We start from the raw sequence: 19,021 nt of genomic DNA, 5'->3' as shown, positions 1-19,021 counted from the left end.
GTCGACCCTCCCACAGCGGTGATCGCACCGGCACCCCCGCCCACAGCCGGCCATCCACTCGCCAACCAGAGTTGAGCGGAATAGGCTCAACTCTGGGCTCGTTCTGAAGGTCAGACGAGTCGGATCGACCGGAGGAAGCCGTGGAGTCGAAGTTCACCACCAAGTCCCAGGAGGCCCTGGGCGCCGCCATCCAGGCGGCCACCGCGGCCGGCCACCCGCAGCTCGAGCCCGTGCACCTGCTCGAGGCGCTGCTCGCGCAGGACGGCGGCGTCGCGAACGGGCTGCTGGACGCCGTCGGCGTGGACCGCGGAGCGCTCGCGCAGCGGGTCGAGGGCGTGCGGTCGGCGCTGCCCTCGGCCTCGGGCGGATCCGTGGCCCAGCCGACGCCCTCGCGCGCGATGAGCGCGGTGCTCACCGCCGCGCAGACCGAGGCGCAGGCGCTCGGTGACGAGTACATCTCGGCAGAGGTGCTGCTCATCGGCATCGCCGCGGGGAGCTCGCCCGCCGCGCAGGCGCTCCAGGCCGTCGGTGCCACGCGTGACGCACTGGTCGGCGCCCTGCCGAGCGTGCGCGCCTCGGGCCACGTGACGAGCCCGGACCCGGAGGGCACCTTCAAGGCGCTCGAGCAGTACGGCGTCGACCTCACGGCGGCCGCTCGCGAGGGCCGCCTCGACCCGGTGATCGGTCGCGACGGCGAGATCCGCCGCGTGGTGCAGGTGCTCTCGCGGCGCACCAAGAACAACCCGGTACTGATCGGCGAGCCCGGCGTGGGCAAGACCGCCGTGGTCGAGGGCCTGGCCCAGCGCATCGTCGACGGCGACGTGCCCGAGTCCCTGCGGGGCAAGCGACTGATCGCGCTCGACCTCGCGTCGATGGTCGCGGGTGCCAAGTACCGCGGCGAGTTCGAGGAGCGGCTCAAGGCCGTGCTCGAGGAGATCAAGGGTGCCGAGGGCGAGGTCGTCACGTTCATCGACGAGCTGCACACCGTGGTCGGCGCGGGCGCGGCCGAGGGCAGCATGGACGCGGGCAACATGCTCAAGCCCATGCTCGCGCGAGGCGAGCTGCGTCTGGTGGGCGCGACCACGCTCGACGAGTTCCGCGAGCGCATCGAGAAAGACCCTGCGCTCGAGCGGCGGTTCCAGCAGGTGTTCGTGGGGGAGCCGAGCGTCGAGGACACCGTGGCGATCCTGCGCGGCATCGCGCCCAAGTACGAGGCGCACCACAAGGTCACCATCTCGGACGCCGCGCTCGTCGCCGCGGCCACGCTGTCCGACCGCTACATCACGGGCCGTCAGCTGCCCGACAAGGCGATCGACCTTGTCGACGAGGCCGCGTCGCGCCTGCGCATGGAGATGGACTCGTCCCCCGTGGAGATCGACGCGCTCCAGCGCGCCGTGACGCGGCTCGAGATGGAGGAGACCTACCTGCGCTCGGCCGACGACGACGCCTCGCGCGAGCGGCTCGAGCGGCTGCGGGCCGAGCTCGCCGACCGGCGCGAGGAGCTCGCGGCGCTCACCGCGCGCTGGGAGGCCGAGAAGGGCGGGCACAACCGCGTGGGCGAGCTGCGCGCGCGGCTCGACACGCTGCGCACCGAGTTCGACCGCGCCTACCGCGAGGCGGACTGGGAGGTCGCGGGGCGCATCCAGAACCAGGACATCCCGGCCGTCGAGAAGGAGATCGCCGAGGCTGAGGCCGCCGAGGCTCGAGGCTCCGCCCAGGGGGCCGAGGGTCCCGCGACCGCACCGATGATCTCCGAGAAGGTCGGCACGGACGAGATCGCCGAGGTGGTCTCGGCGTGGACCGGCGTGCCCACCGGTCGCCTGCTCGAGGGCGAGACCGCGAAGCTGCTGCGCATGGAGGAGGTGCTCGGCGAGCGCCTCATCGGGCAGAGGGCCGCCGTGCAGGCGGTGTCCGACGCGGTGCGTCGCTCGCGTGCCGGTGTGGCCGACCCCGACCGGCCGACGGGTTCGTTCCTGTTCCTCGGCCCCACGGGCGTCGGCAAGACCGAGCTCGCGAAGTCGCTCGCCGACTTCCTGTTCGACGACGAGCGCGCCATGGTCCGCATCGACATGTCCGAGTACGGCGAGAAGCACTCGGTCGCGCGGCTCGTGGGGGCACCTCCCGGGTACGTCGGCTACGAGGAGGGCGGGCAGCTCACCGAGGCCGTGCGGCGCAGGCCCTACTCGGTGATCCTGCTCGACGAGGTCGAGAAGGCCCACCCCGAGGTGTTCGACCTGCTGCTCCAGGTGCTCGACGACGGCCGGCTCACCGACGGCCAGGGCCGCACGGTCGACTTCCGCAGCACGATCCTCGTGCTGACCTCGAACCTGGGCTCGCAGTTCCTCGTGGACCCGGCGCTCGACGAGACCGCGAAGCGCGAGGCCGTCATGACGGCCGTGCGCGCCGCGTTCAAGCCCGAGTTCCTCAACCGGCTCGACGAGGTGGTGCTGTTCGACGCGCTGACGCTGTCCGAGCTCGGCAGCATTGTCGACCTGCAGATCCAGCACCTCGCGCGACGGCTCGCCGACCGACGCCTCACGCTCGAGGTCACCGAGGCCGCGCGCGAGTGGCTCGCGATCGAGGGCTTCGACCCGGCCTACGGCGCTCGGCCGCTGCGGCGCCTCGTGCAGCGCGAGATCGGCGACCGTCTCGCCAGGATGCTGCTCGCGGGCGAGGTCGAGGACGGCAGCACGGTGGTGGTCGACCGCGCCGAGGCCGAGGACCCGACGGCCCGCGCCCACCTGACCCTCACAACACGCTGACCCACCGCCCCGCGCCGAGGTCGCCGGCCGCTCCTGGCGACCTCGGCCGGGAGCGGCGACCTCGGCGGGCAGCGCGGCGCAGGTCCGTGCGACACAGTGGGGGTGTGGGCGGACAGGTAGAGGTGTGACCGATCTCCGCCGCGCTCGTGAGGAGCGCTTCGCCGACCTCTACGACGCCACGTACGCCGACGTCCTGCGCTTCGTCCAGCGCCGCGCGGGCCCGGGTCGCGCCGAGGACGTCGTCCACGAGGCCTTCCTCGTCGCCTGGCGCCGTCTCGACGACGTCCCGCCGCGGCCCGACGACGCACGCGCCTGGCTCTTCGGCACCGCGCGCCGCTGCCTGCTCAACGACCGGCGCGGCGAGGCCCGGCGTGACGCGCTCATGGTGCGCATCGCCACCGCGCCGTCGTCGGCCGAGCAGCTCACCGCCGACGACGTCGCGCGGCACGTCGACCTCGCCGCGGCCTGGCGGCGCCTGACCGCCGACGAGCAGGAGGTGCTCGCGCTCGCGGTCTGGGAGGACCTCCCGTCACCGCAGGCCGGCCGGGTGCTCGGCATCTCAGCTGTCGCGTACCGCCTCCGCCTGCACCGCGCCCGACGGCGTCTGCGCCGCCTGCTCGACCCCGAACCCGCCCCCGGTGCGACCACCGCGGGTAGCGCGCCGACGACGCCCGCGCGCTCCCTCGCTCCGTCCACCGCCCCGCACGCCAGCACGGAGTGATCATGGACACCAGCACGCAGGACCTCATCCCCGCCCGTACCGACGTGATGCTGCGTCGCCTCGACCCCGCGCCCCCCGTCGACGACGTGCCGCTGCGCCGCGCCGAGGCCGCGCGGCACCGCATCCTCGCGAGCGACCCAGCGGCACCGCTCGCCGTCGAGCCGCCCGACCGCCGTCGGCCCGCCGTCAGGTGGGTCGCGATCCCCGCGGCGGCTGCGGCCCTGGCGGCCGTGGGCTGGGCGCTGCCGGGCCAGCTCGGCGGTGCGCACCCGGCCTACGCGTCCTGGTCGGCTTCGCCCGGCACGCTCGCCGCGGCCGACCGCGCCGTCGCCGACGCCGCGTGCCGGGACCAGCTCCGCATGCCGAGCCCTGAGCCGGTGGTCGCGGAGCGTCGGGGTGCCTGGGTCGCGCTGCTCTACACCGGCGGCGACCTGGTGGGCGCGTGCCTTGCGCACGTGCCGCCCGGCGCGGGTGACGCGGGCTACGTCACGTCGGGTGCCGCGAGCGGCTCGGACGTCGCGTACGACGACGGCGTGGACGGCCACGTCGAGGGGGCGTTCTTCCAGTTCGGCGGCCCCACCGAGGCAGGCCAGGAGGTGCCGACCGTCTCCTTCACCGAGGGACGGGTGGGCCCCGAGGTCGACGGGCTGACCCTCGAGACGCCCGGCGGCACCGAGGTCGAGGCGACGATCACCGACGGCCGGTACGTCGCGTGGTGGCCCGGACCGGCGTTCCCTGAGGTGTTCGACGACGAGGGCGGTGAGGGCGGGCCGACGCCGGGCGTGACCTACCTCCTGCGGTCCGACGGTGAGCAGACCCGCATCGAGGTCACCGCGCCCGCGACCCCCTGACCCCACCCTGCCGCCGAGGTCGCCACCCCGCGCCGAGGTAGTGCCGCGCGACCGGCGACCTCGGCGCGCAGTGGCGGCCTCGCGGGGAGGAGGTCAGGGCGCCGGGGTCACCGGGGTGCCCTCGTGCCACGAGCCGACGACGGCGCCCTGCGGTGCTTGTGCGAGGCACAGGCCCGTGCGGTCGCCCTGGCCCCAGCCCTCCTCGCCCGGCGTCCACACGACCGCGCGGTGGCCGGCCTCGAGCTGGGCGGCGTCCATCTCGCAGTAGCGCTCGACGGTGCGCCGCACCTCGCGCGCGCCGGGCCAGTCGCCGTCGTCGAGCTCGAGGCTCGCGACCACCTCGGCCTCGTGGGGCTCGGCACACGGGACCACCGTCACGCGGTCCACCACGCCGTCGGGCGGGAGCTGCTCGACGCAGTGGCCCGGCGCGAGCTGACGCGCGTTCGCCTGCCTGGCGGCCTCGACCTCGCCCAGGGGCCGCGTCCCGAGGCCCCGCACCAGCTGCGCCGTGAGCAACCCGACGACGGCGAGCACCACCAGGGCGATCGCAGCGGCCGCCAGCCACAGGCCCCAGCGTCGGCGGGGAGGCGGCGGACCGGCGGGCGCCTGCCAGCCCGGCGCGTAGTAGGCCTCCTGCGGGTACCACCCGCCCGGCGTCGCACCGGGTGCCGGCTGTCCGCCGCTCACAGCAGCCCCTCGTCCGCGAGCACGCCGATGAGGAACAGCAGGCCGATGATCGAGCTCACGACACCCACACCGATGGCCCACCCCGCGAGGCCGCGCCCGCGCCGACCGCTGTGCGCGAGCCGCTGCAGCGCGACGGCGCCGAGCACGATGCCGACCGGGCCGAAGAGGTTGAGGCAGAACATGCTGACGACCGACACGACGAAGGCCGCGACCGCGAGCCCCTCCCACTGGGTCCCTTCGAGCTGCTGCCACCCCCCGGGCGGCGCGGTCGCTGCGGTGGGCGGCGGGGTGGGGTGGGGTGCGTGCGGGTCTGTGGCGGGCGCGGGCGGTCCCCACGGGCTCGACGACGGCGACGCGTGCGACCCCTGCGTGGCCGGGCTCGTCAGGTACGGGTCGCGCGGGGTAACGGGCGGCGCGGTCGAGGGCGCACGCGCGGCGGGAGACGTCGAGGGTGCGGGCCGCGGCGCCGGAGGAGTGGCAGGTGCCGGGGGCGCAGGGAACGCGGGCGTGGGCGGTCCGGCGGGGCTCGCAGCGGCGCGCTCGTCGTCCTCGCTCGGCCACTCGAGGCCGCGCGACGACGGCCAGCCCGAGTCGTCATGCGCACGCGACGCGGGCCAGCCACGCTCCTCGGGCGACGGACGGTCGTCGTCCCACCCGCCCGACGGCGACGTGTGGGCGGGGTCGGGGGCGCGCTCGCCGAGCAGACGGTCGACGGCCGACCACCCGTCGGTGGGCGTCGAGGGCTCGGGGGCACCGTCGACGGGGTCGCCGTCGCGCTCCGGGCTGCTCATGGCGGCCAACCTAGTGCGCGCTGCGCGCGGTGCGTGCCACCGGGCGTCCGTCCGGGGGACTCACGCGACGTCGAGCACCACGGGCACGTGGTCCGAGGCGCCCTTGCCCTTGCGCTCCTCGCGGTCGATGGTCACGCCGGTCACGCGCGGCGTGAGCGCGGGCGACGTCCAGGCGAAGTCGATGCGCAGGCCGCGGTTCTTCGGGAACGCGAGCTGCTGGTAGTCCCAGTAGGTGTACCGGCCCTCGTCGGGGACGTGGACGCGGGACACCTCGGTGAACCCGGTCTCGGCGAACGCGAAGAAGGCCTCGCGCTCAGCCGGGGTCACGTGCGTGTGGCCGTCGAACTTCGTCACGTCCCACACGTCGGAGTCGAGCGGGATCACGTTCCAGTCACCCACGAGCGCGACCTGCGCGTCCGGGTCGCCCGTCGTCGGGTCCACCCATGCGTGGGCGGCCTCGCGCAGCCGCGCGAGCCACGCGAGCTTGTAGGCGTAGTGCGGGTCGTCCACCGCGCGCCCGTGCGGCACGTAGAGGCTCCAGACCCTTACCCCGCCGCAGGTCGCCGCGATCGCCCGGGCCTCGACCACGGGCTCGTCGGCTCCGAAGGTGGGCTGGCCCGGGAACCCGACCTCGACGTCCGCCAGGCCCACGCGCGAGACCACCGCGACGCCGTTCCACTGGTTGATCCCCACGTGCGCGACCTCGTAGCCCGCGGCCTCGAACACGGCGTGCGGGAACTGCGCGTCGCTGCACTTGGTCTCCTGGAGCGCGAGCACGTCGGTGCCGGTGCGCTCGAGCCACGCGACAGCACGGTCCGCCCGCGCGCGTACCGAGTTGATGTTCCAGGTCGCGATCCGCATGGCGCGCACGCTACCCGGGTCCGCCCACACGTCCCGGGGCCCGCGTGTGCCCGGGACCGACGGCCCCGCTCGGCCTACGCTGGGCGGCATGGGTACCGCACTGGTCACCGGCGCGAGCGCCGGCCTCGGTCTCGAGTTCGCCTGGCAGCTCGCCACGGCCCGGCACGACGTCGTGCTCGTGGCGCGCGACGAGGAGAGGCTCGAGCGGCTCGCGAGCCAGCTCCGCGCCGCGGCGGGGGTGCGCGCCGAGGTGCTCCCGGCCGACCTCACCGACCGGGCCGCCGTCGAGCGCGTCGCGGACAGGCTGCGCCAGGAGGAGAACCCGGTGGGGCTGCTCGTGAACAACGCCGGCTTCGCGCCGGGCGTGCCTTTCGTGGGCGGCGACCTCGCACGCCACGAGGAGGCGCTCGAGGTGATGGTGCGCACGGTGATGGTGCTCACGCACGCCGCCGTCGGCGCGATGGTCGAGCGCGGCCGGGGCGCCGTGCTCAACGTGTCGTCGGTCGCCGCGCTCACCGCGAGCGGCACCTACGCGGCCGACAAGGCGTGGGTGCGGGTGTTCACCGAGGCGCTCGCGGTCGAGCTCAAGGGGACCGGCGTGACGGCGACCGCGCTGTGCCCGGGCCTGGTGCACACCGAGTTCCACGAGCGCGCGGGGCTCGGCTACGACCAGCTGCCCGAGATCGCGTGGCTCAACGCCGACGCGGTGGTCGCGGCGGCGCTCGCGGACGTGCGCCGTGGTGCGGTGATCTCGACCCCGAGCCTGCGCTACGGCCTGGTGTCGGAGGTGGCCCGGGTGCTGCCGCGCGCCGCGGTGCGCGCGCTCGCGGCGCTCCAGCGGCGGCAGGAGCTCTCGGGCGAGGCCGTGGACACGACCCGGACGGCCGACGAGGGCGTGGGCGGGGGCCGCTAGCCTGGCCGCCGTGAGCGACCAGCCCGAGACCACCGGCCCGGCCCCGTGGGGCGCCACCCCGCGCGAGCAGCTGCGGGACCTGATCCGCGAGCTCGCCGTCGTGCACGGGCGTGTCACGCTGTCCTCGGGAGCCGAGGCCGACTACTATGTCGACCTGCGCCGGGTGACGCTGCACCACCGTGCGGCGCCGCTGATCGGGCACGTGCTGCTCGACCTGCTCGAGGAGGCGGGTCTCGGGACGGCCGAGGTCGACGCCGTGGGCGGCCTGACGCTCGGGGCCGACCCGGTCGCGACCGCCCTGCTGCACGCGGCCGCGTCACGCGGTCAGGACCTCGACGCGTTCGTGGTGCGCAAGGAGGCGAAGACCCACGGCATGCAGCGCCGCATCGAGGGGCCGGACATCGCCGGACGGCGCGTCGTGGTGCTCGAGGACACGTCGACCACGGGCGGCTCGCCCATCGCGGCCGTCGAGGCCGCTCGTGACGCGGGTGCAGAGGTGCTCGGGGTCGCCGTCGTCGTGGACCGCGCGACGGGCGCGCGTGAGCGCATCGAGGCGCTGGGTGTGCCGTACCACCACGTGTTCGACCTCGCCGACCTGGGCCTCGCCGAGGAAGCGACAGACTGACACGTCGTCGGCACCGGGACGAAGGGCACAGCATGACCGCTGAGGCAGTCCTCGTCGTGTTCCTGCTCGTGGTCGCGCCCGGCGTCGCTCTGCTCGCGTGGCAGGCCGAGCGGCGACAGGTGCGGCGCGCACGGGCGTTCGCGCGCGAGGTGGGCTGGGAGTACGTCGGTTCCGATCCCACGCTCGTCGGCCGGTGGCGGGTGCACCCGTTCGGTCGCGGCCGGTGGCCGTCGACCCACGAGGTGATCCGCGGGACCTTCCTCGGCCGGACGGCGACGTCCTTCGCGTACCGCTTCACGACGGGCGGCGGGAAGCAGCGCCGCACGCACTCCTTCCACGTCGTGGCGGTCGACCTGCCGGCCGCGCTCCCCACCCTCCAGCTGTCACCCGACGTCGCGGTCCTCACCGCCGTCGACACGGCGCTGGGAGGGCAGGACATCCAGTTCGAGTCAGAGGAGTTCAACCGACGCTGGAAGGTCGAGGCCGTCGCCGAGCGGTTCGCGCACGACGTGCTCCACCCCAGGCTGATGCAGCGGCTCCTCGAGCCGGACGCGGAGGGGCTGTTCCTGCGGATCGAGGGCGACGCCGTCCTGGTGTGCACCCTCGGCATACCTCGCTACGACGAGCTCACCCGTCGCCTGCACGTGCTGACCGCGATCGCCGACGCCGTCCCGCGATACGTCTGGCTCGACCACGGCCACGACCCGGCCAGGACGGGTGGGTGAGGGCAGCGTGGACGGCGTCTTCCTCCTGATCCTGCTGGCCGTGCCGGCGGTGGTCGCCCTCGGCATCTGGTACCAGCGGCACCGTGTGGGCCTCGCACGGAAGTTCGCCGAGAGCGCCGGCTGGGAGTACGTGGGGAGCGACTCCGGGCTCGTGACCCGCTGGTACGGCACCCCGTTCGACGTGGGCCGGTCGCGGCGCACGAGCGAGGTGGTGCGCGGGCGTTTCCGGGGCCGTCCGGCGACGTCGTTCGGCTACCGCTACACGACCGGCTCGGGCAAGAACCAGAGCACCTACACGTTCCACGTGGTCGCGATCGACCTCCCGGCGTACCTGCCGACGCTCACCCTCACCCCGGACGGCCTCGGGGCCAAGATCGCCAAGGGTCTGGGCGGGCAGGACATCCAGCTCGAGTCCGAGGAGTTCAACGCGCGCTGGCGCGTCGAGGCGCGTGACCAGAAGTTCGCGCACGACGTCGTGAATCCCCGGTTGATGCATCGCATGCTCGCCCCGGACGCGTACGGCCTCTCGCTGCGCATCGAGGGAACATCGATCCTCACGTGGACCATGGGCAGCCCTCGGTACGAGGACGTGGTGCGTCGCCTGCAGGTGCTGTGCGCGATCGCCGACGCCGTGCCCCGGTTCGTCTGGCTCGACCACGGATACGATCCGGGGACACCCTGAGAGAGGACCACCTCGTGGACATCGTCCTGATCGTCGTGATCGCACTCGGCGTGATCATCGTCGGCACCCTGATCTGGGCCGTCGCGACCTACAACGGGTTCGTGCGGCTGCGGAACCTGGTGCAGGAGTCCTGGCGGCAGATCGACGTCGAGCTGCACCGGCGTCACGACCTGATCCCCAACCTGGTCGAGACCGTCAAGGGCTATGCGGCGCACGAGCGCGGCGTGTTCGACGAGGTCACCACGGCACGGGCCGCCGCGGCGTCGTCGGGCACGGGCCCCGCCCAGCAGGCCGCGCAGGAGAACCAGCTCACCGCTGCCCTGGGCCGGCTGTTCGCGGTCGCTGAGGCCTACCCGCAGCTGCGGGCGAGCGAGAACTTCGCGCAGCTCCAGACCGAGCTCGCGACCACGGAGGACCGCATCGCCGCCGGGCGTCGCTTCTACAACGCCAACGTGCGTGCGCTCAACACCAAGGTCGAGAGCTTCCCGGCCAACGTGGTCGCGAACATGTTCTCGTTCACGCGCGCCGAGTACTTCGAGATCGAGGACCCGGCGGTCCGCGCCGCCCCGCGCGTCGGTTTCTGACCACGCGCCCGCCCGTCGGCGGTCGTTGCGGTTCCTGACCGCGCTCCCGCAGCCACCCCCTCACGGGGCCGCAGGTTCGAGCACCCGCGCGCATGGGCGGGTACTGAACGGCCACCTCTGCGCCGACGTTCGCCTTCGAACGTTTGGACAGGGGGGGTGGGTCAGAGGAGGAGGGTCAGGGCGAGGGCGGTGGTGGCGGCGATCTCGCCCAGGCCGAGGGCGCGGGGCGAGGTGCCCGGCCACCGGCGCGGGACGACGACGGCGCGCACGGCCACGAGGGTGAGCACCGCCGCCACCGGCCAGGCGAGCGGTGCGACCCACGCCGCGACGGCGACTCCGGCGTGGTACGCGTCCGAGGCGCGACGTATCGCCGGGTTGTGCCGCTCGCGGATCATCGTCTTGACGTACAGGACCGTGCCGAAGAAGTAGGCGAGCAGCACCGCGGCGAGCTCCCAGGCCTCGCCCGACGACGCCCCCGGCACTGCGCCGCCGTCGGCCGCACCGCGCGCGCCGAGGCCGTACGCGACCACGGCCATGAGGCACGCCGCCACCACGGTCACCGCGTCGTTGCCGAGCGCGCGGTCCTGGCGGCGCCACGAGTAGCCCAGGCTCACCACGAGCAACGGCACGTAGACCGCGGCCCAGGTGAGCAGGCGCGGCTCGACCGCGATCAGCACGCTCCCGAGCACCACCGTCGCGGTGCCGTACGCGACGACGGGCGGGCGGTAGCGGGCGCGCCGACGTGCGCGCAGCCACAGTCCCGTCGCGAAGAACGCGAGGTAGGCGACCAACCACGCCAGCCCCAGCAGCAGGTGCACCGGACGGGCGCCGCCCGCGAGGGCGCCCAGCAGCGTGGGCGCGAGCAGCATCGCCCAGGCCCCGTGCTGGTTCGGCACCCAGCCGGGCCCACGCGCGCCGCGCCGTCGGACCGGGGCGGTGGTCAGGCTCGACACGTGCCGCACGCTAGGCAGCGCGCCCTGAGACGGCCGGGACCTAGGTCCCTGTGCTCAGATGCGCTCGACGAGCTCCGCGATCGACGGGACCACCTCGGCCGGGCGGAACGGGAAGCGCTCGACCTGGTGCTCCTGCGTCGAGCCCGTGAGCACCAGGAACGTGCGCAGGCCGGCCTCGATCCCCGCGACCACGTCGGTGTCCATCCGGTCGCCGATCATCGCCGTGGTCTCGGAGTGCGCGTCGATCTGGTTGAGCGCCGAGCGGAACATCATCGGGTTCGGCTTGCCCACGAAGTACGGCTTGCGTCCGGTCGCGGCCGTGATCATCGCGGCGACCGACCCCGTCGCGGGCAGGTCGCCCTCGGCGCTCGGCCCCGTCACGTCGGGGTTGGTCGCGATGAACCGCGCCCCGCCCTGGATCAGACGGATGGCCTTGGTGATGGCCTCGAACGAGTACGTGCGGGTCTCGCCCAGCACCACGTAGTCCGGGTCCGACTCCGTGAGCGTGTAGCCGACCTCGTAGAGCGCCGTCGTCAGGCCGGCCTCGCCGATCGTGTAGGCGCTGCCACCGGGCACCTGGTCGTGCAGGAACTGGGCCGTCGCGAGGGCCGAGGTCCAGATCGCGCCCTCGGGCACGTCGATGCCCGCGGTGCGCAGCCGGGCCCGCAGGTCCCGCTCGGTGAAGATCGAGTTGTTGGTCAGGACGAGGAACGGACGCTCCTTGTCGCGCAGCGTCCGGACGAAGTCCGCGGCGCCCGGCAGGGCCTTGCCCTCGTGCACCAGCACGCCGTCCATGTCGGTGAGCCAGCTGTGGATCTCTCGCTGCTCGCGCTCGCGGGTCACGGCACTCCTCCTCCGGCGCCGCGTGGGCGCCACGTCCTGGCGACGGGCCCCAGCGTACGCAGCCACGCACGCCCCGTGGGGGCACCGACCAGGCCGCTAGGCTCGACGGGTCGGCTCGCAGGAGGGACGGTTCGTGGCGCAGGAGCTCACGCTCGCGGGGGTCACCCGCACGTTCGGTGACCGGACGGCCCTCGACGACGTCGGCTTCACGGTGCGGCCCGGCCGCATGACGGGCTTCATCGGCGCCAACGGTGCGGGCAAGACGACGGCGATGCGCATCGTCATGGGTGTGCTCGCCCCGGACTCGGGCGAGGTGACCTTCGACGGCCGGCCGCTGACCCTCGAGGTGCGCCGCACGTTCGGGTACATGCCGGAGGAGCGCGGGCTGTACCCGCGCATGCGCGTGGCTGAGCAGCTGGTCCACCTGGGCCGCGTGCACGGGCTCGGCGCGCAGGCGGCGCGGCGCCGCACCCACGAGCTCCTCGAACGCCTGGGCCTGGCGGACCGTGCCGACGACGCGCTCCAGTCACTGTCGCTCGGCAACCAGCAGCGCGTGCAGGTCGCGGCCGCCCTGGTGCACGACCCGGTGCTCCTGGTGCTCGACGAGCCGTTCTCGGGACTCGACCCGATCGCCGTCGACGCGATGGCCGAGCACCTGCGCGAGCGCTCCGCCGCGGGGGTCCCGGTGCTGTTCTCCTCCCACCAGCTCGAGCTGGTCGAGCGACTGTGCGACGACGTCGTGCTGCTGCACCAGGGCCGCGTGCTCGCCGCGGGCGAGGCGGGCGAGCTGCGCCGACGGCGTGCCGGGCGTCGTCTGCGCCTCGTGGTGGACCCGTTCCCCGACGAGCGTGCACCCGCGGCGGAGGGCGCGCCGACGGGCCTCGCCGCGTTCCTCGAGCAGGTGCCGGGCGTGAGCCTGCACGCCCACGACGGTCGCACCGTGGTGGTCGACCTCGCGGAGGACGCCGACGACCAGGCGCTGCTCGCGCAGGCACAGGCCCACGGGGCCGTGCGCGAGCTCACGCCCGTGGTCCCGACGCTCGCCGAGATCTTCCGGGAGGCCGTGCGATGAGCTCGTGGGGCGTGGTCGGCGTCATCGCGCGCCGCGAGGTGCTCGTGAAGCTGCGCGACAAGGCGTTCCTCGGCACCACGGTGTTCCTCCTCCTGCTCGTGACCGCCGCGACCGTCATCCCCGTGCTGCTCCAGCAGCGCACGCCCGAGCTGCGCGTCGCCGCCCAGGGCGAGGCCGCCGTGGCTGCCTCGCGCCTCGCGGCCGACCTGGGCGGTGCCGCGGGCGAGGAGGACGCCGACGACGGCTCGGAGGTGCGGGTCGAGCTCGCCCTGCTGGGCCGCGGTGGCCTGCCCGCGGCCGAGGTCGAGGTGGTCGCCGTCGACGAGCAGACCGACGTCGCGCGCATGGTGCGCGGCGGTGACGTGGACGCCGCCGTCGTGGGCGAGAGCCTCGAGGAGCTGCGGCTGCTGGGCGGCGAGGGCGTGCCGGTCGAGATCGAGCTGCTCGTGAGCGCAGCGTCCGGGCGGCTCCAGGTGGCGGCGGCCGCCGAGGAGCAGGGGCTCGACGCGGCCGACGTCGCCGCGCTCACGGACCCCGCCCCGCCCACGGTCGTGCTGCTCGACGCCCTCCCGAGCGGCTCGGTGCCGCCCGAGCTGCTGGTGCTCGCGTTCGCGTTCCTCTTCTACCTGTCGGTGCTGACGTTCGGCATGTCGATCGCCCAGAGCGTGGTCGAGGAGAAGCAGTCCCGGGTGGTCGAGCTGCTGGTCGCGGCCGTGCCGGTGCGCGCCCTGCTCGCGGGCAAGGTGATCGGCAACACCGCGATGGCCGTGGGCCAGGTGGCCGTGATCGTCGGTGGCGGGCTCGTGGGGGCGGCGCTCGCGGGCCAGGGGCCCGTGGTGGAGCAGCTGCTCGCCGCCTCGGGCTGGTTCGTGCTGTTCTTCGTCCTCGGATTCGTGATGCTCGCGGGGCTCTGGGCCGTGGGCGGTTCCCTGGCCGCGCGCGTCGAGGACCTCCAGTCCACGACGGTCGTGATGCAGGTGCTCGTGATCCTGCCGTTCTTCGCGGCCATCTTCGCGATGGACCCCGGACCCACCCAGCGGCTGCTCTCGTACGTCCCGGTGACCGCACCGCTGCTGATGCCGGCCCGCGTGGTGCTGGGCAACGCCGAACCCTGGGAGCCTGTGGTCGCGGCTCTCGTGGTGCTCGGCACGGCCGTCGCGCTCGTGCTGCTCGCGGCCCGTCTCTACGAGGGCTCGGTGCTGCACACCTCGGGCCGGCTGCGCGTGGGCCAGGCCTGGCGCCACCGGTGACCGGTCCCGGGCGCGCCCTGCCGCACGGTGAGGTCCCCGACGGCCACGCGGAGCGCGAGGTGGGCGTCGGCCCGTGGCCGGGTGGCCGGGACGCGTGGCCCGAGCTCGACGTCGACGGGGTGCGACGCTACGACCCCGAGCTGCTCGAGCACGGCGACCGGCGCAACGTCGTCGACCGCTACCGGTACTGGACGGTCGAGGCCGTGGTCGCCGACCTCGACCTTCGCCGCCACCCGTTCCACGTGGCCGTCGAGAACTGGGTTCACGACCTGAACATCGGCTCCGTGGTGCGGACGGCGAACGCGTTCGCCGCCGCCGAGGTGCACGTGGTGGGCCGGCGTCGCTGGAACCGACGTGGCGCGATGGTGACGGACAGGTACCAGCACGTGCGGCACCACCCGGACGTCGACCACCTGCGTGCGTGGGCGGCGACGGCGGGGCCGGACGGCGCACGGCTGCCCGTGCTGGGGGTCGACAACCTCCCGGGCTCGGTGGCGCTCGAGGGGTACCCGTTGCCGCGTGCGTGCGTGCTGCTGTTCGGTCAGGAGGGCGACGGGCTGTCGCCCGCGGCGCGCGAGGCGTGCGACGCCGTGTTGCACATCCGGCAGTTCGGCTCGACCCGCTCGATCAACGCCGCCGCGGCCGCGGCCATCGCGATGCACGCCTGGGTGGCGCTGCACACGTGACCCGTGCCTGACCGCGACGTGACCGGCAGCCGACCGGCCGGGTCGGTGCGCCTAGCACTCCGCGGGCACCCCGTCCGGGTCCCGGAGGTCCCGGCCACCTGCTCCGCGATCCGTGCCACCATTGGCGGGAAAAGACCACCCCCTCCAGAGTGCAGGAGTCTTCATGGCCATCGCCACGCCCGAGGTCTACAACGAGATGATCGACCGCGCGCGGGACGGCAAGTTCGCCTACCCGGCCGTCAACGTCACGTCGTCGCAGACCCTCACGGCCGCGCTGCAGGGCTTCGCCGAGGCCGAGTCGGACGGCATCATCCAGGTCTCGGTGGGCGGCGCGGAGTACGCGTCTGGCGCCACGATCAAGGACCGCGTCGCGGGCTCGCTCGCCCTCGCCGCCTACGCGGCCGAGGTCGCCAAGAACTACCCCGTGACGGTGGCCCTGCACACGGACCACTGCACCAAGAAGAACCTCGACTCGTGGGTGCGTCCGCTGCTGGCCATCGAGGCCGAGCAGGTCAAGGCGGGCAAGCTGCCCACCTTCCAGTCGCACATGTTCGACGGCTCGGACATCCCGCTGGACGAGAACCTGGTCATCGCGGCGGAGCTGCTCGAGCTCTCGGCCGCGGCGCGCACCATCCTCGAGATCGAGGTGGGCGTCGTGGGCGGCGAGGAGGACGGCCACGAGGCCGCGATCAACGACAAGCTGTACACCACGGTCGAGGACGGCCTCGCGACGGTCGAGGCGCTCGGCACGGGCGAGAAGGGTCGCTACCTCACGGCCCTGACCTTCGGCAACGTGCACGGCGTCTACAAGCCGGGTGCGGTCAAGCTCCGTCCCGCGATCCTCAAGGAGATCCAGGACGCGGTGGGCGCCAAGGTCGGCAAGACCAACCCGTTCGACCTGGTCTTCCACGGTGGCTCGGGCTCGACCGAGGCCGAGATCGCCGAGGCCGTCGACAACGGCGTGATCAAGATGAACATCGACACGGACACCCAGTACGCCTTCACGCGTCCCGTGGTGGGCCACATGTTCACCAACTACGACGGCGTGCTCAAGATCGACGGCGAGGTCGGCAACAAGAAGACGTACGACCCGCGCGCCTGGGGCAAGCTGGCCGAGGCCGGCATGGCCCAGCGCATCGCCGAGGCGTGCCAGCAGCTCCGCTCGGCGGGGCACAAGCTCGGCTGACGCACCGCGTCACCACCACGACGGCGCCGCCACCCGCGAGGGTGACGGCGCCGTCGTCGTTCGTGAGGGGTGCGGCTCAGGCCACGCCGTCGGGCTCGGGGCCCCGGCGCGAGCGGTCGGCGAGGCCGATGGTCGGCAGGCCGTGGTCCACGGACTCGGCGTCGTCGTCCCCGTCCTCGACCACCTCGAGGAGCTCGCCGATGCGCGTGACCTCGAGCAGGAACCGGACCGTCTCGGGTGCGTTGCGGATGCGCACCGGGTGCGCGCTGCGGGTGGCGATGCGCGCGAGGAACGCGATGCCGGACGAGTCCATGAACGTGACCTGGCCGGCGTCGATCTCGATCGGCAGGCCGGTGCCCTCGGCGTCGGAGGTCGCCTCCTGGAGGTCTGCCGCGAGGTCGGCGTCGACCTCGCCGACGAGCACCACCTGGGTGCGCTCGGGGTGGACGATCACGTGGACGCTGCCCGGCTCCGAGCCGCGTCCGCTGCTGGCCGCGGGGGCGCGCGGGGTGTCCTCGTGGACCTCGATCAGGTCGTCACCGTCCATGGGCCCGTGGGGGGTCCGGCTGTTACCGTCCTGCACGACACTCCCCTCGCCTGCGTCGCCCGAGCCCACCACGGTGGTGGCGTCCCGGGGAGCGGCATCAAAGGCGACGTCCCGCGGGCTCTCGTGTGTGCTGAACGCTAGACGATCGGAGGTGGTGGTGGTCAACTCCCGTCCCGTGCCGCCCTCCCGCGCGTCGTTGGTCGAGGTGCGCAACCGCGCGCTCCAGGCGACCGACGTGTCGTTCGTCATCACCGACGCCGCACCCGGTGGCCCGATCATGTGGGTCAACGACGCGTTCGTGCGCACCACCGGCTGGACGCTCGACGAGGTGCGCGGCCGCAACCCCGACGTCCTCCACGGGCCCGGCACGGACCCGGCGGCCTCGGCCGAGCTGGGCCGCGCGGTGCGCGAGCGCCGTGGGGCGACCGTGACGCTGCTGAACTACCGCAAGGACGGCACCACCTTCTGGAACCAGGTGACGATCACACCCGTGCGGGACGCCGCGGGCGGGGTCGTCCAGTGGGTGGGCGTGCAGGTGGACGTCACCGCGCAGGTGCGACGCGACGACCAGCAGCGCAGGTCGATCGCCGTCGAGCGGCGCGTGCGCAACGGCCTCCAGCTCGTGGCCCAGGTCTCCGAGCTGCTCTCGGACGTCGACAACCCCACGCTGCTGCGCGAGATCGCGCGTCTGCTGTGCCCCGAGGTTGTCGCGTGGGCCGGGTTCCTCCTGGACGACGGTGGGCTGCGCGCGGCCGAGGGCATCGGCGTGCACCACGAGTCGGGGGCCGAGCAGCGGCGTGAGGCGGCGCACCGTGCGGGGCGCCGGCCCGAGCCCGCCGGTCCCGACCCGGTGGCCGACCTGCTCGCGGGTCGTGTCGAGGGACCCGTCGAGATCGACCCGCGCGCGGACGCGCTGGGCCCCGCGACCTGCGCGGTCGTGACCCAGGTGCGCCGCGGCGGCACCCCGCCGTACCCCGTGCTGGTGCACGCCGTGCCGGGCCGCAGCCGCAACCTGGGTGTGCTGGTGACGGTGCCCCACGGCCCGGGCGGTGCGGCCGAGCTCGACGAGCACGACCGCACCGTGCTGCACCTGGTGGTCCGACGCGTCGGCATGGCTGCGGACAACGTGCGGCTGTACGCGCGAGAGCACCGCCTCGCCGAGACCCTCCAGCGCGCGATGCTCCCGGAGCAGGCGCACGTGCACGACCTCGACGTGTGGAGCTACTACGCCCCGAGCGCGGGCCACGCCCAGGTGGGCGGGGACTGGTTCGACGTGCTCCAGGTCCAGGACGACCTGGTCGCGCTCGTGATCGGGGACGTCGTCGGGCACGACGTCGAGGCCGCCGCCGCGATGGGCCAGCTGCGCTCGGTGGTGCGGGCCTACGCGCACGACCCGGCCGACCCGGGTGACGTGCTGAACCGTGTGGACCAGCTCGTGGCGGGCATGCGCGTGCCGCGCTCCGCGAGCCTCGTGCTCGCGACCCTCGAGCGACGGGCCGAGCGGTGGCTGCTGCGCTACTCGCGCGCGGGGCACCTGCCGCCCGTCGTCGCGCGCGGCCGGGAGGTCACGCGCCTCGACGGCGGCGCGGGGCCGATGGTCGGCTTCGGTGGGGGCGAGGCGGGCCGGGCCACCGGCACCCACCTGCTCGAGCCCGGGGACCTGCTCGTCCTGTACACGGACGGGCTGATCGAACGGCGCGACCGCGGCCTGCGTGAAGGCATCGCGGCCCTCGAGGCCGTGGCGCGCGACGTGGGCACGCAGGACGCCGCCGGTGTGGGCGAGGAGCTGCTGCTGCGACTCGCGGACCAGCCCGAGGACGACGTCGCCGTGGTCGTCGTCCGGGTGCCCGATCCGCAGGCCGACCCGCGCTCGCTCACGTCGCCGCGCCGCAGGCGCTGGTCGCTGCCGAGCGAGCCCGGGTCGATCGCCCGTGCCCGGCACGCCGTCGTGCGCACGTGCGAGACGTGGGGCATCCCCGGTGCGCAGTCGGCCGAGCTCGTGGTCTCGGAGATGGTCGCCAACGCGGTCATGCACGGGTGGGGTCACGTGGTGCTGCGTCTGTTCGACACGGGTGAGGGCCTGCGCATCGAGGTCGAGGACTCCAACCCCGTGCCGCCGGTCACGACGGACGGCCACCCCGGGCGGGTGGGCGGCTACGGCATGCGGATCGTGGAGCGGCTCGGCGAGTGGGGCTGGCGCCCCGCGGGCAGCGGCAAGCTGGTGTGGGCGCGCGTGCGACCCCAGCCGATCAGCGCGGCCCGGGACCGCTGAGCCGCGGGCG

At 74.1% G+C, this 19,021-nt stretch carries 19 protein-coding genes; 13 read left to right on the top strand and 6 right to left on the bottom strand.

From position 1 onward, the window contains the following. Positions 1–140 precede the first annotated feature (140 nt). The 3 genes from clpB (at position 141) to GXB85_RS05195 (ending at position 4,334) form a co-directional block, all read left to right on the top strand. Entirely contained in the window at positions 141–2,762 is a 2,622-nt protein-coding gene (gene clpB, locus GXB85_RS05205) for an ATP-dependent chaperone ClpB (protein WP_161916581.1), read from the top strand. Positions 2,763–2,886: 124 nt separating this feature from the next. Continuing rightward, complete coding sequence (locus GXB85_RS05200) at positions 2,887–3,483, top strand: sigma-70 family RNA polymerase sigma factor (protein WP_161916580.1); 597 nt, start codon at positions 2,887–2,889, stop codon at positions 3,481–3,483. 2 nt (positions 3,484–3,485) lie between these two features. Further along, positions 3,486–4,334: a hypothetical protein gene (locus GXB85_RS05195; RefSeq protein WP_161916579.1), complete on the top strand. Its 849-nt coding sequence runs from the start codon at positions 3,486–3,488 to the stop codon at positions 4,332–4,334. 93 nt (positions 4,335–4,427) lie between these two features. On the opposite strand, the gene GXB85_RS05190 is transcribed toward GXB85_RS05195, so the two are convergent. Genes GXB85_RS05190 through GXB85_RS05180 form a run of 3 tightly spaced genes read right to left on the bottom strand, consistent with a single transcriptional unit; the run spans position 4,428 to position 6,673 of the window. After that, positions 4,428–5,021, bottom strand: coding sequence for a septum formation family protein (locus GXB85_RS05190; RefSeq protein WP_161916578.1), 594 nt, complete (start codon positions 5,019–5,021; stop codon positions 4,428–4,430). Continuing rightward, a complete protein-coding gene (locus GXB85_RS05185; protein WP_161916577.1) occupies positions 5,018–5,812 on the bottom strand; it encodes a DUF4190 domain-containing protein in 795 nt (264 codons plus the stop codon). Before GXB85_RS05185 ends, GXB85_RS05190 begins: the two co-directional genes overlap by 4 nt. Positions 5,813–5,872: 60 nt before the next feature. Then, positions 5,873–6,673, bottom strand: a complete 801-nt coding sequence (locus tag GXB85_RS05180) for an exodeoxyribonuclease III (protein WP_161916576.1) — start codon at positions 6,671–6,673, stop codon at positions 5,873–5,875. A gap of 88 nt (positions 6,674–6,761) precedes the next feature. Here GXB85_RS05180 and GXB85_RS05175 point away from each other — a divergent pair, with 88 nt between their 5' ends. From GXB85_RS05175 to GXB85_RS05155, 5 genes are read left to right on the top strand one after another with little or no spacing between them, the layout of a single operon-like run. Further along, the gene (locus tag GXB85_RS05175; protein ID WP_161916575.1) at positions 6,762–7,586 is read left to right on the top strand and encodes an SDR family oxidoreductase; all 825 of its coding nucleotides are present in this window, start codon (positions 6,762–6,764) and stop codon (positions 7,584–7,586) included. A gap of 10 nt (positions 7,587–7,596) precedes the next feature. Next, on the top strand, positions 7,597–8,211 hold the full coding sequence (gene pyrE, locus GXB85_RS05170) for an orotate phosphoribosyltransferase (protein ID WP_161916574.1): 615 nt from the start codon (positions 7,597–7,599) through the stop codon (positions 8,209–8,211). Between the two features lie 32 nt (positions 8,212–8,243). Continuing rightward, on the top strand, positions 8,244–8,936 hold the full coding sequence (locus GXB85_RS05165) for a DUF3137 domain-containing protein (protein ID WP_161916573.1): 693 nt from the start codon (positions 8,244–8,246) through the stop codon (positions 8,934–8,936). Continuing rightward, positions 8,929–9,618, top strand: a complete 690-nt coding sequence (locus GXB85_RS05160) for a DUF3137 domain-containing protein (protein WP_161916572.1) — start codon at positions 8,929–8,931, stop codon at positions 9,616–9,618. Before GXB85_RS05165 ends, GXB85_RS05160 begins: the two co-directional genes overlap by 8 nt. Before the next feature lie 14 nt (positions 9,619–9,632). Then, a complete protein-coding gene (locus tag GXB85_RS05155; RefSeq protein WP_161916571.1) occupies positions 9,633–10,202 on the top strand; it encodes a LemA family protein in 570 nt (189 codons plus the stop codon). 161 nt (positions 10,203–10,363) lie between these two features. Here the strand turns inward: GXB85_RS05155 and GXB85_RS05150 are convergent, their stop codons facing one another. Beyond that, a complete protein-coding gene (locus GXB85_RS05150; RefSeq protein WP_370524009.1) occupies positions 10,364–11,155 on the bottom strand; it encodes a YwiC-like family protein in 792 nt (263 codons plus the stop codon). Positions 11,156–11,209: 54 nt separating this feature from the next. After that, positions 11,210–11,950 carry an HAD-IIA family hydrolase gene (locus tag GXB85_RS05145; RefSeq protein WP_161916638.1) on the bottom strand — a complete coding sequence of 247 codons (741 nt, stop codon included), beginning with the start codon at positions 11,948–11,950 and terminating at the stop codon, positions 11,210–11,212. Between the two features lie 181 nt (positions 11,951–12,131). Here GXB85_RS05145 and GXB85_RS05140 point away from each other — a divergent pair, with 181 nt between their 5' ends. The 4 genes from GXB85_RS05140 to fbaA all read left to right on the top strand — a co-directional run bounded on the left by GXB85_RS05140 (position 12,132) and on the right by fbaA (position 16,192). Next, a complete protein-coding gene (locus tag GXB85_RS05140) occupies positions 12,132–13,070 on the top strand; it encodes an ATP-binding cassette domain-containing protein (protein ID WP_161916570.1) in 939 nt (312 codons plus the stop codon). Next, the gene (locus tag GXB85_RS05135; RefSeq protein WP_161916569.1) at positions 13,067–14,320 is read left to right on the top strand and encodes an ABC transporter permease; all 1,254 of its coding nucleotides are present in this window, start codon (positions 13,067–13,069) and stop codon (positions 14,318–14,320) included. Before GXB85_RS05140 ends, GXB85_RS05135 begins: the two co-directional genes overlap by 4 nt. After that, positions 14,317–15,006 carry a TrmH family RNA methyltransferase gene (locus tag GXB85_RS05130; protein WP_370524008.1) on the top strand — a complete coding sequence of 230 codons (690 nt, stop codon included), beginning with the start codon at positions 14,317–14,319 and terminating at the stop codon, positions 15,004–15,006. Before GXB85_RS05135 ends, GXB85_RS05130 begins: the two co-directional genes overlap by 4 nt. A 163-nt stretch (positions 15,007–15,169) precedes the next feature. Beyond that, the gene (fbaA, locus tag GXB85_RS05125) at positions 15,170–16,192 is read left to right on the top strand and encodes a class II fructose-bisphosphate aldolase (RefSeq protein ID WP_161916568.1); all 1,023 of its coding nucleotides are present in this window, start codon (positions 15,170–15,172) and stop codon (positions 16,190–16,192) included. Positions 16,193–16,268: 76 nt separating this feature from the next. On the opposite strand, the gene GXB85_RS05120 is transcribed toward fbaA, so the two are convergent. Further along, positions 16,269–16,739, bottom strand: coding sequence for an STAS domain-containing protein (locus GXB85_RS05120; protein ID WP_161916567.1), 471 nt, complete (start codon positions 16,737–16,739; stop codon positions 16,269–16,271). A 175-nt stretch (positions 16,740–16,914) separates the two neighbouring features. On the opposite strand from GXB85_RS05120, the gene GXB85_RS05115 reads away from it, so the two are divergent. Next, positions 16,915–19,011: a SpoIIE family protein phosphatase gene (locus GXB85_RS05115; protein WP_161916566.1), complete on the top strand. Its 2,097-nt coding sequence runs from the start codon at positions 16,915–16,917 to the stop codon at positions 19,009–19,011. Positions 19,012–19,021: the final 10 nt, after the last annotated feature.

It is taken from the genome of Cellulomonas sp. APG4, assembly GCF_009996735.1.
GTDB lineage: Bacteria > Actinomycetota > Actinomycetes > Actinomycetales > Cellulomonadaceae > Actinotalea.
Note: the sequence above shows the minus strand (reverse complement) of the source record. Positions and strands in the feature narration are given on the sequence as shown.

What these genes read in the sequence shown, in the direction of transcription:
- GXB85_RS05120 (WP_161916567.1), bottom strand. Translation starts at nt 16,739, where the DNA reads ATGGACGGTGACGACCTGATCGAGGTCCACGAGGACACCCCGCGCGCC.
- GXB85_RS05145 (WP_161916638.1), bottom strand. Translation starts at nt 11,950, where the DNA reads ATGGACGGCGTGCTGGTGCACGAGGGCAAGGCCCTGCCGGGCGCCGCG.
- GXB85_RS05185 (WP_161916577.1), bottom strand. Translation starts at nt 5,812, where the DNA reads ATGAGCAGCCCGGAGCGCGACGGCGACCCCGTCGACGGTGCCCCCGAG.
- GXB85_RS05180 (WP_161916576.1), bottom strand. Translation starts at nt 6,673, where the DNA reads ATGCGGATCGCGACCTGGAACATCAACTCGGTACGCGCGCGGGCGGAC.
- GXB85_RS05165 (WP_161916573.1), top strand. Translation starts at nt 8,244, where the DNA reads ATGACCGCTGAGGCAGTCCTCGTCGTGTTCCTGCTCGTGGTCGCGCCC.
- GXB85_RS05175 (WP_161916575.1), top strand. Translation starts at nt 6,762, where the DNA reads ATGGGTACCGCACTGGTCACCGGCGCGAGCGCCGGCCTCGGTCTCGAG.
- GXB85_RS05195 (WP_161916579.1), top strand. Translation starts at nt 3,486, where the DNA reads ATGGACACCAGCACGCAGGACCTCATCCCCGCCCGTACCGACGTGATG.
- GXB85_RS05135 (WP_161916569.1), top strand. Translation starts at nt 13,067, where the DNA reads ATGAGCTCGTGGGGCGTGGTCGGCGTCATCGCGCGCCGCGAGGTGCTC.
- fbaA (WP_161916568.1), top strand. Translation starts at nt 15,170, where the DNA reads ATGGCCATCGCCACGCCCGAGGTCTACAACGAGATGATCGACCGCGCG.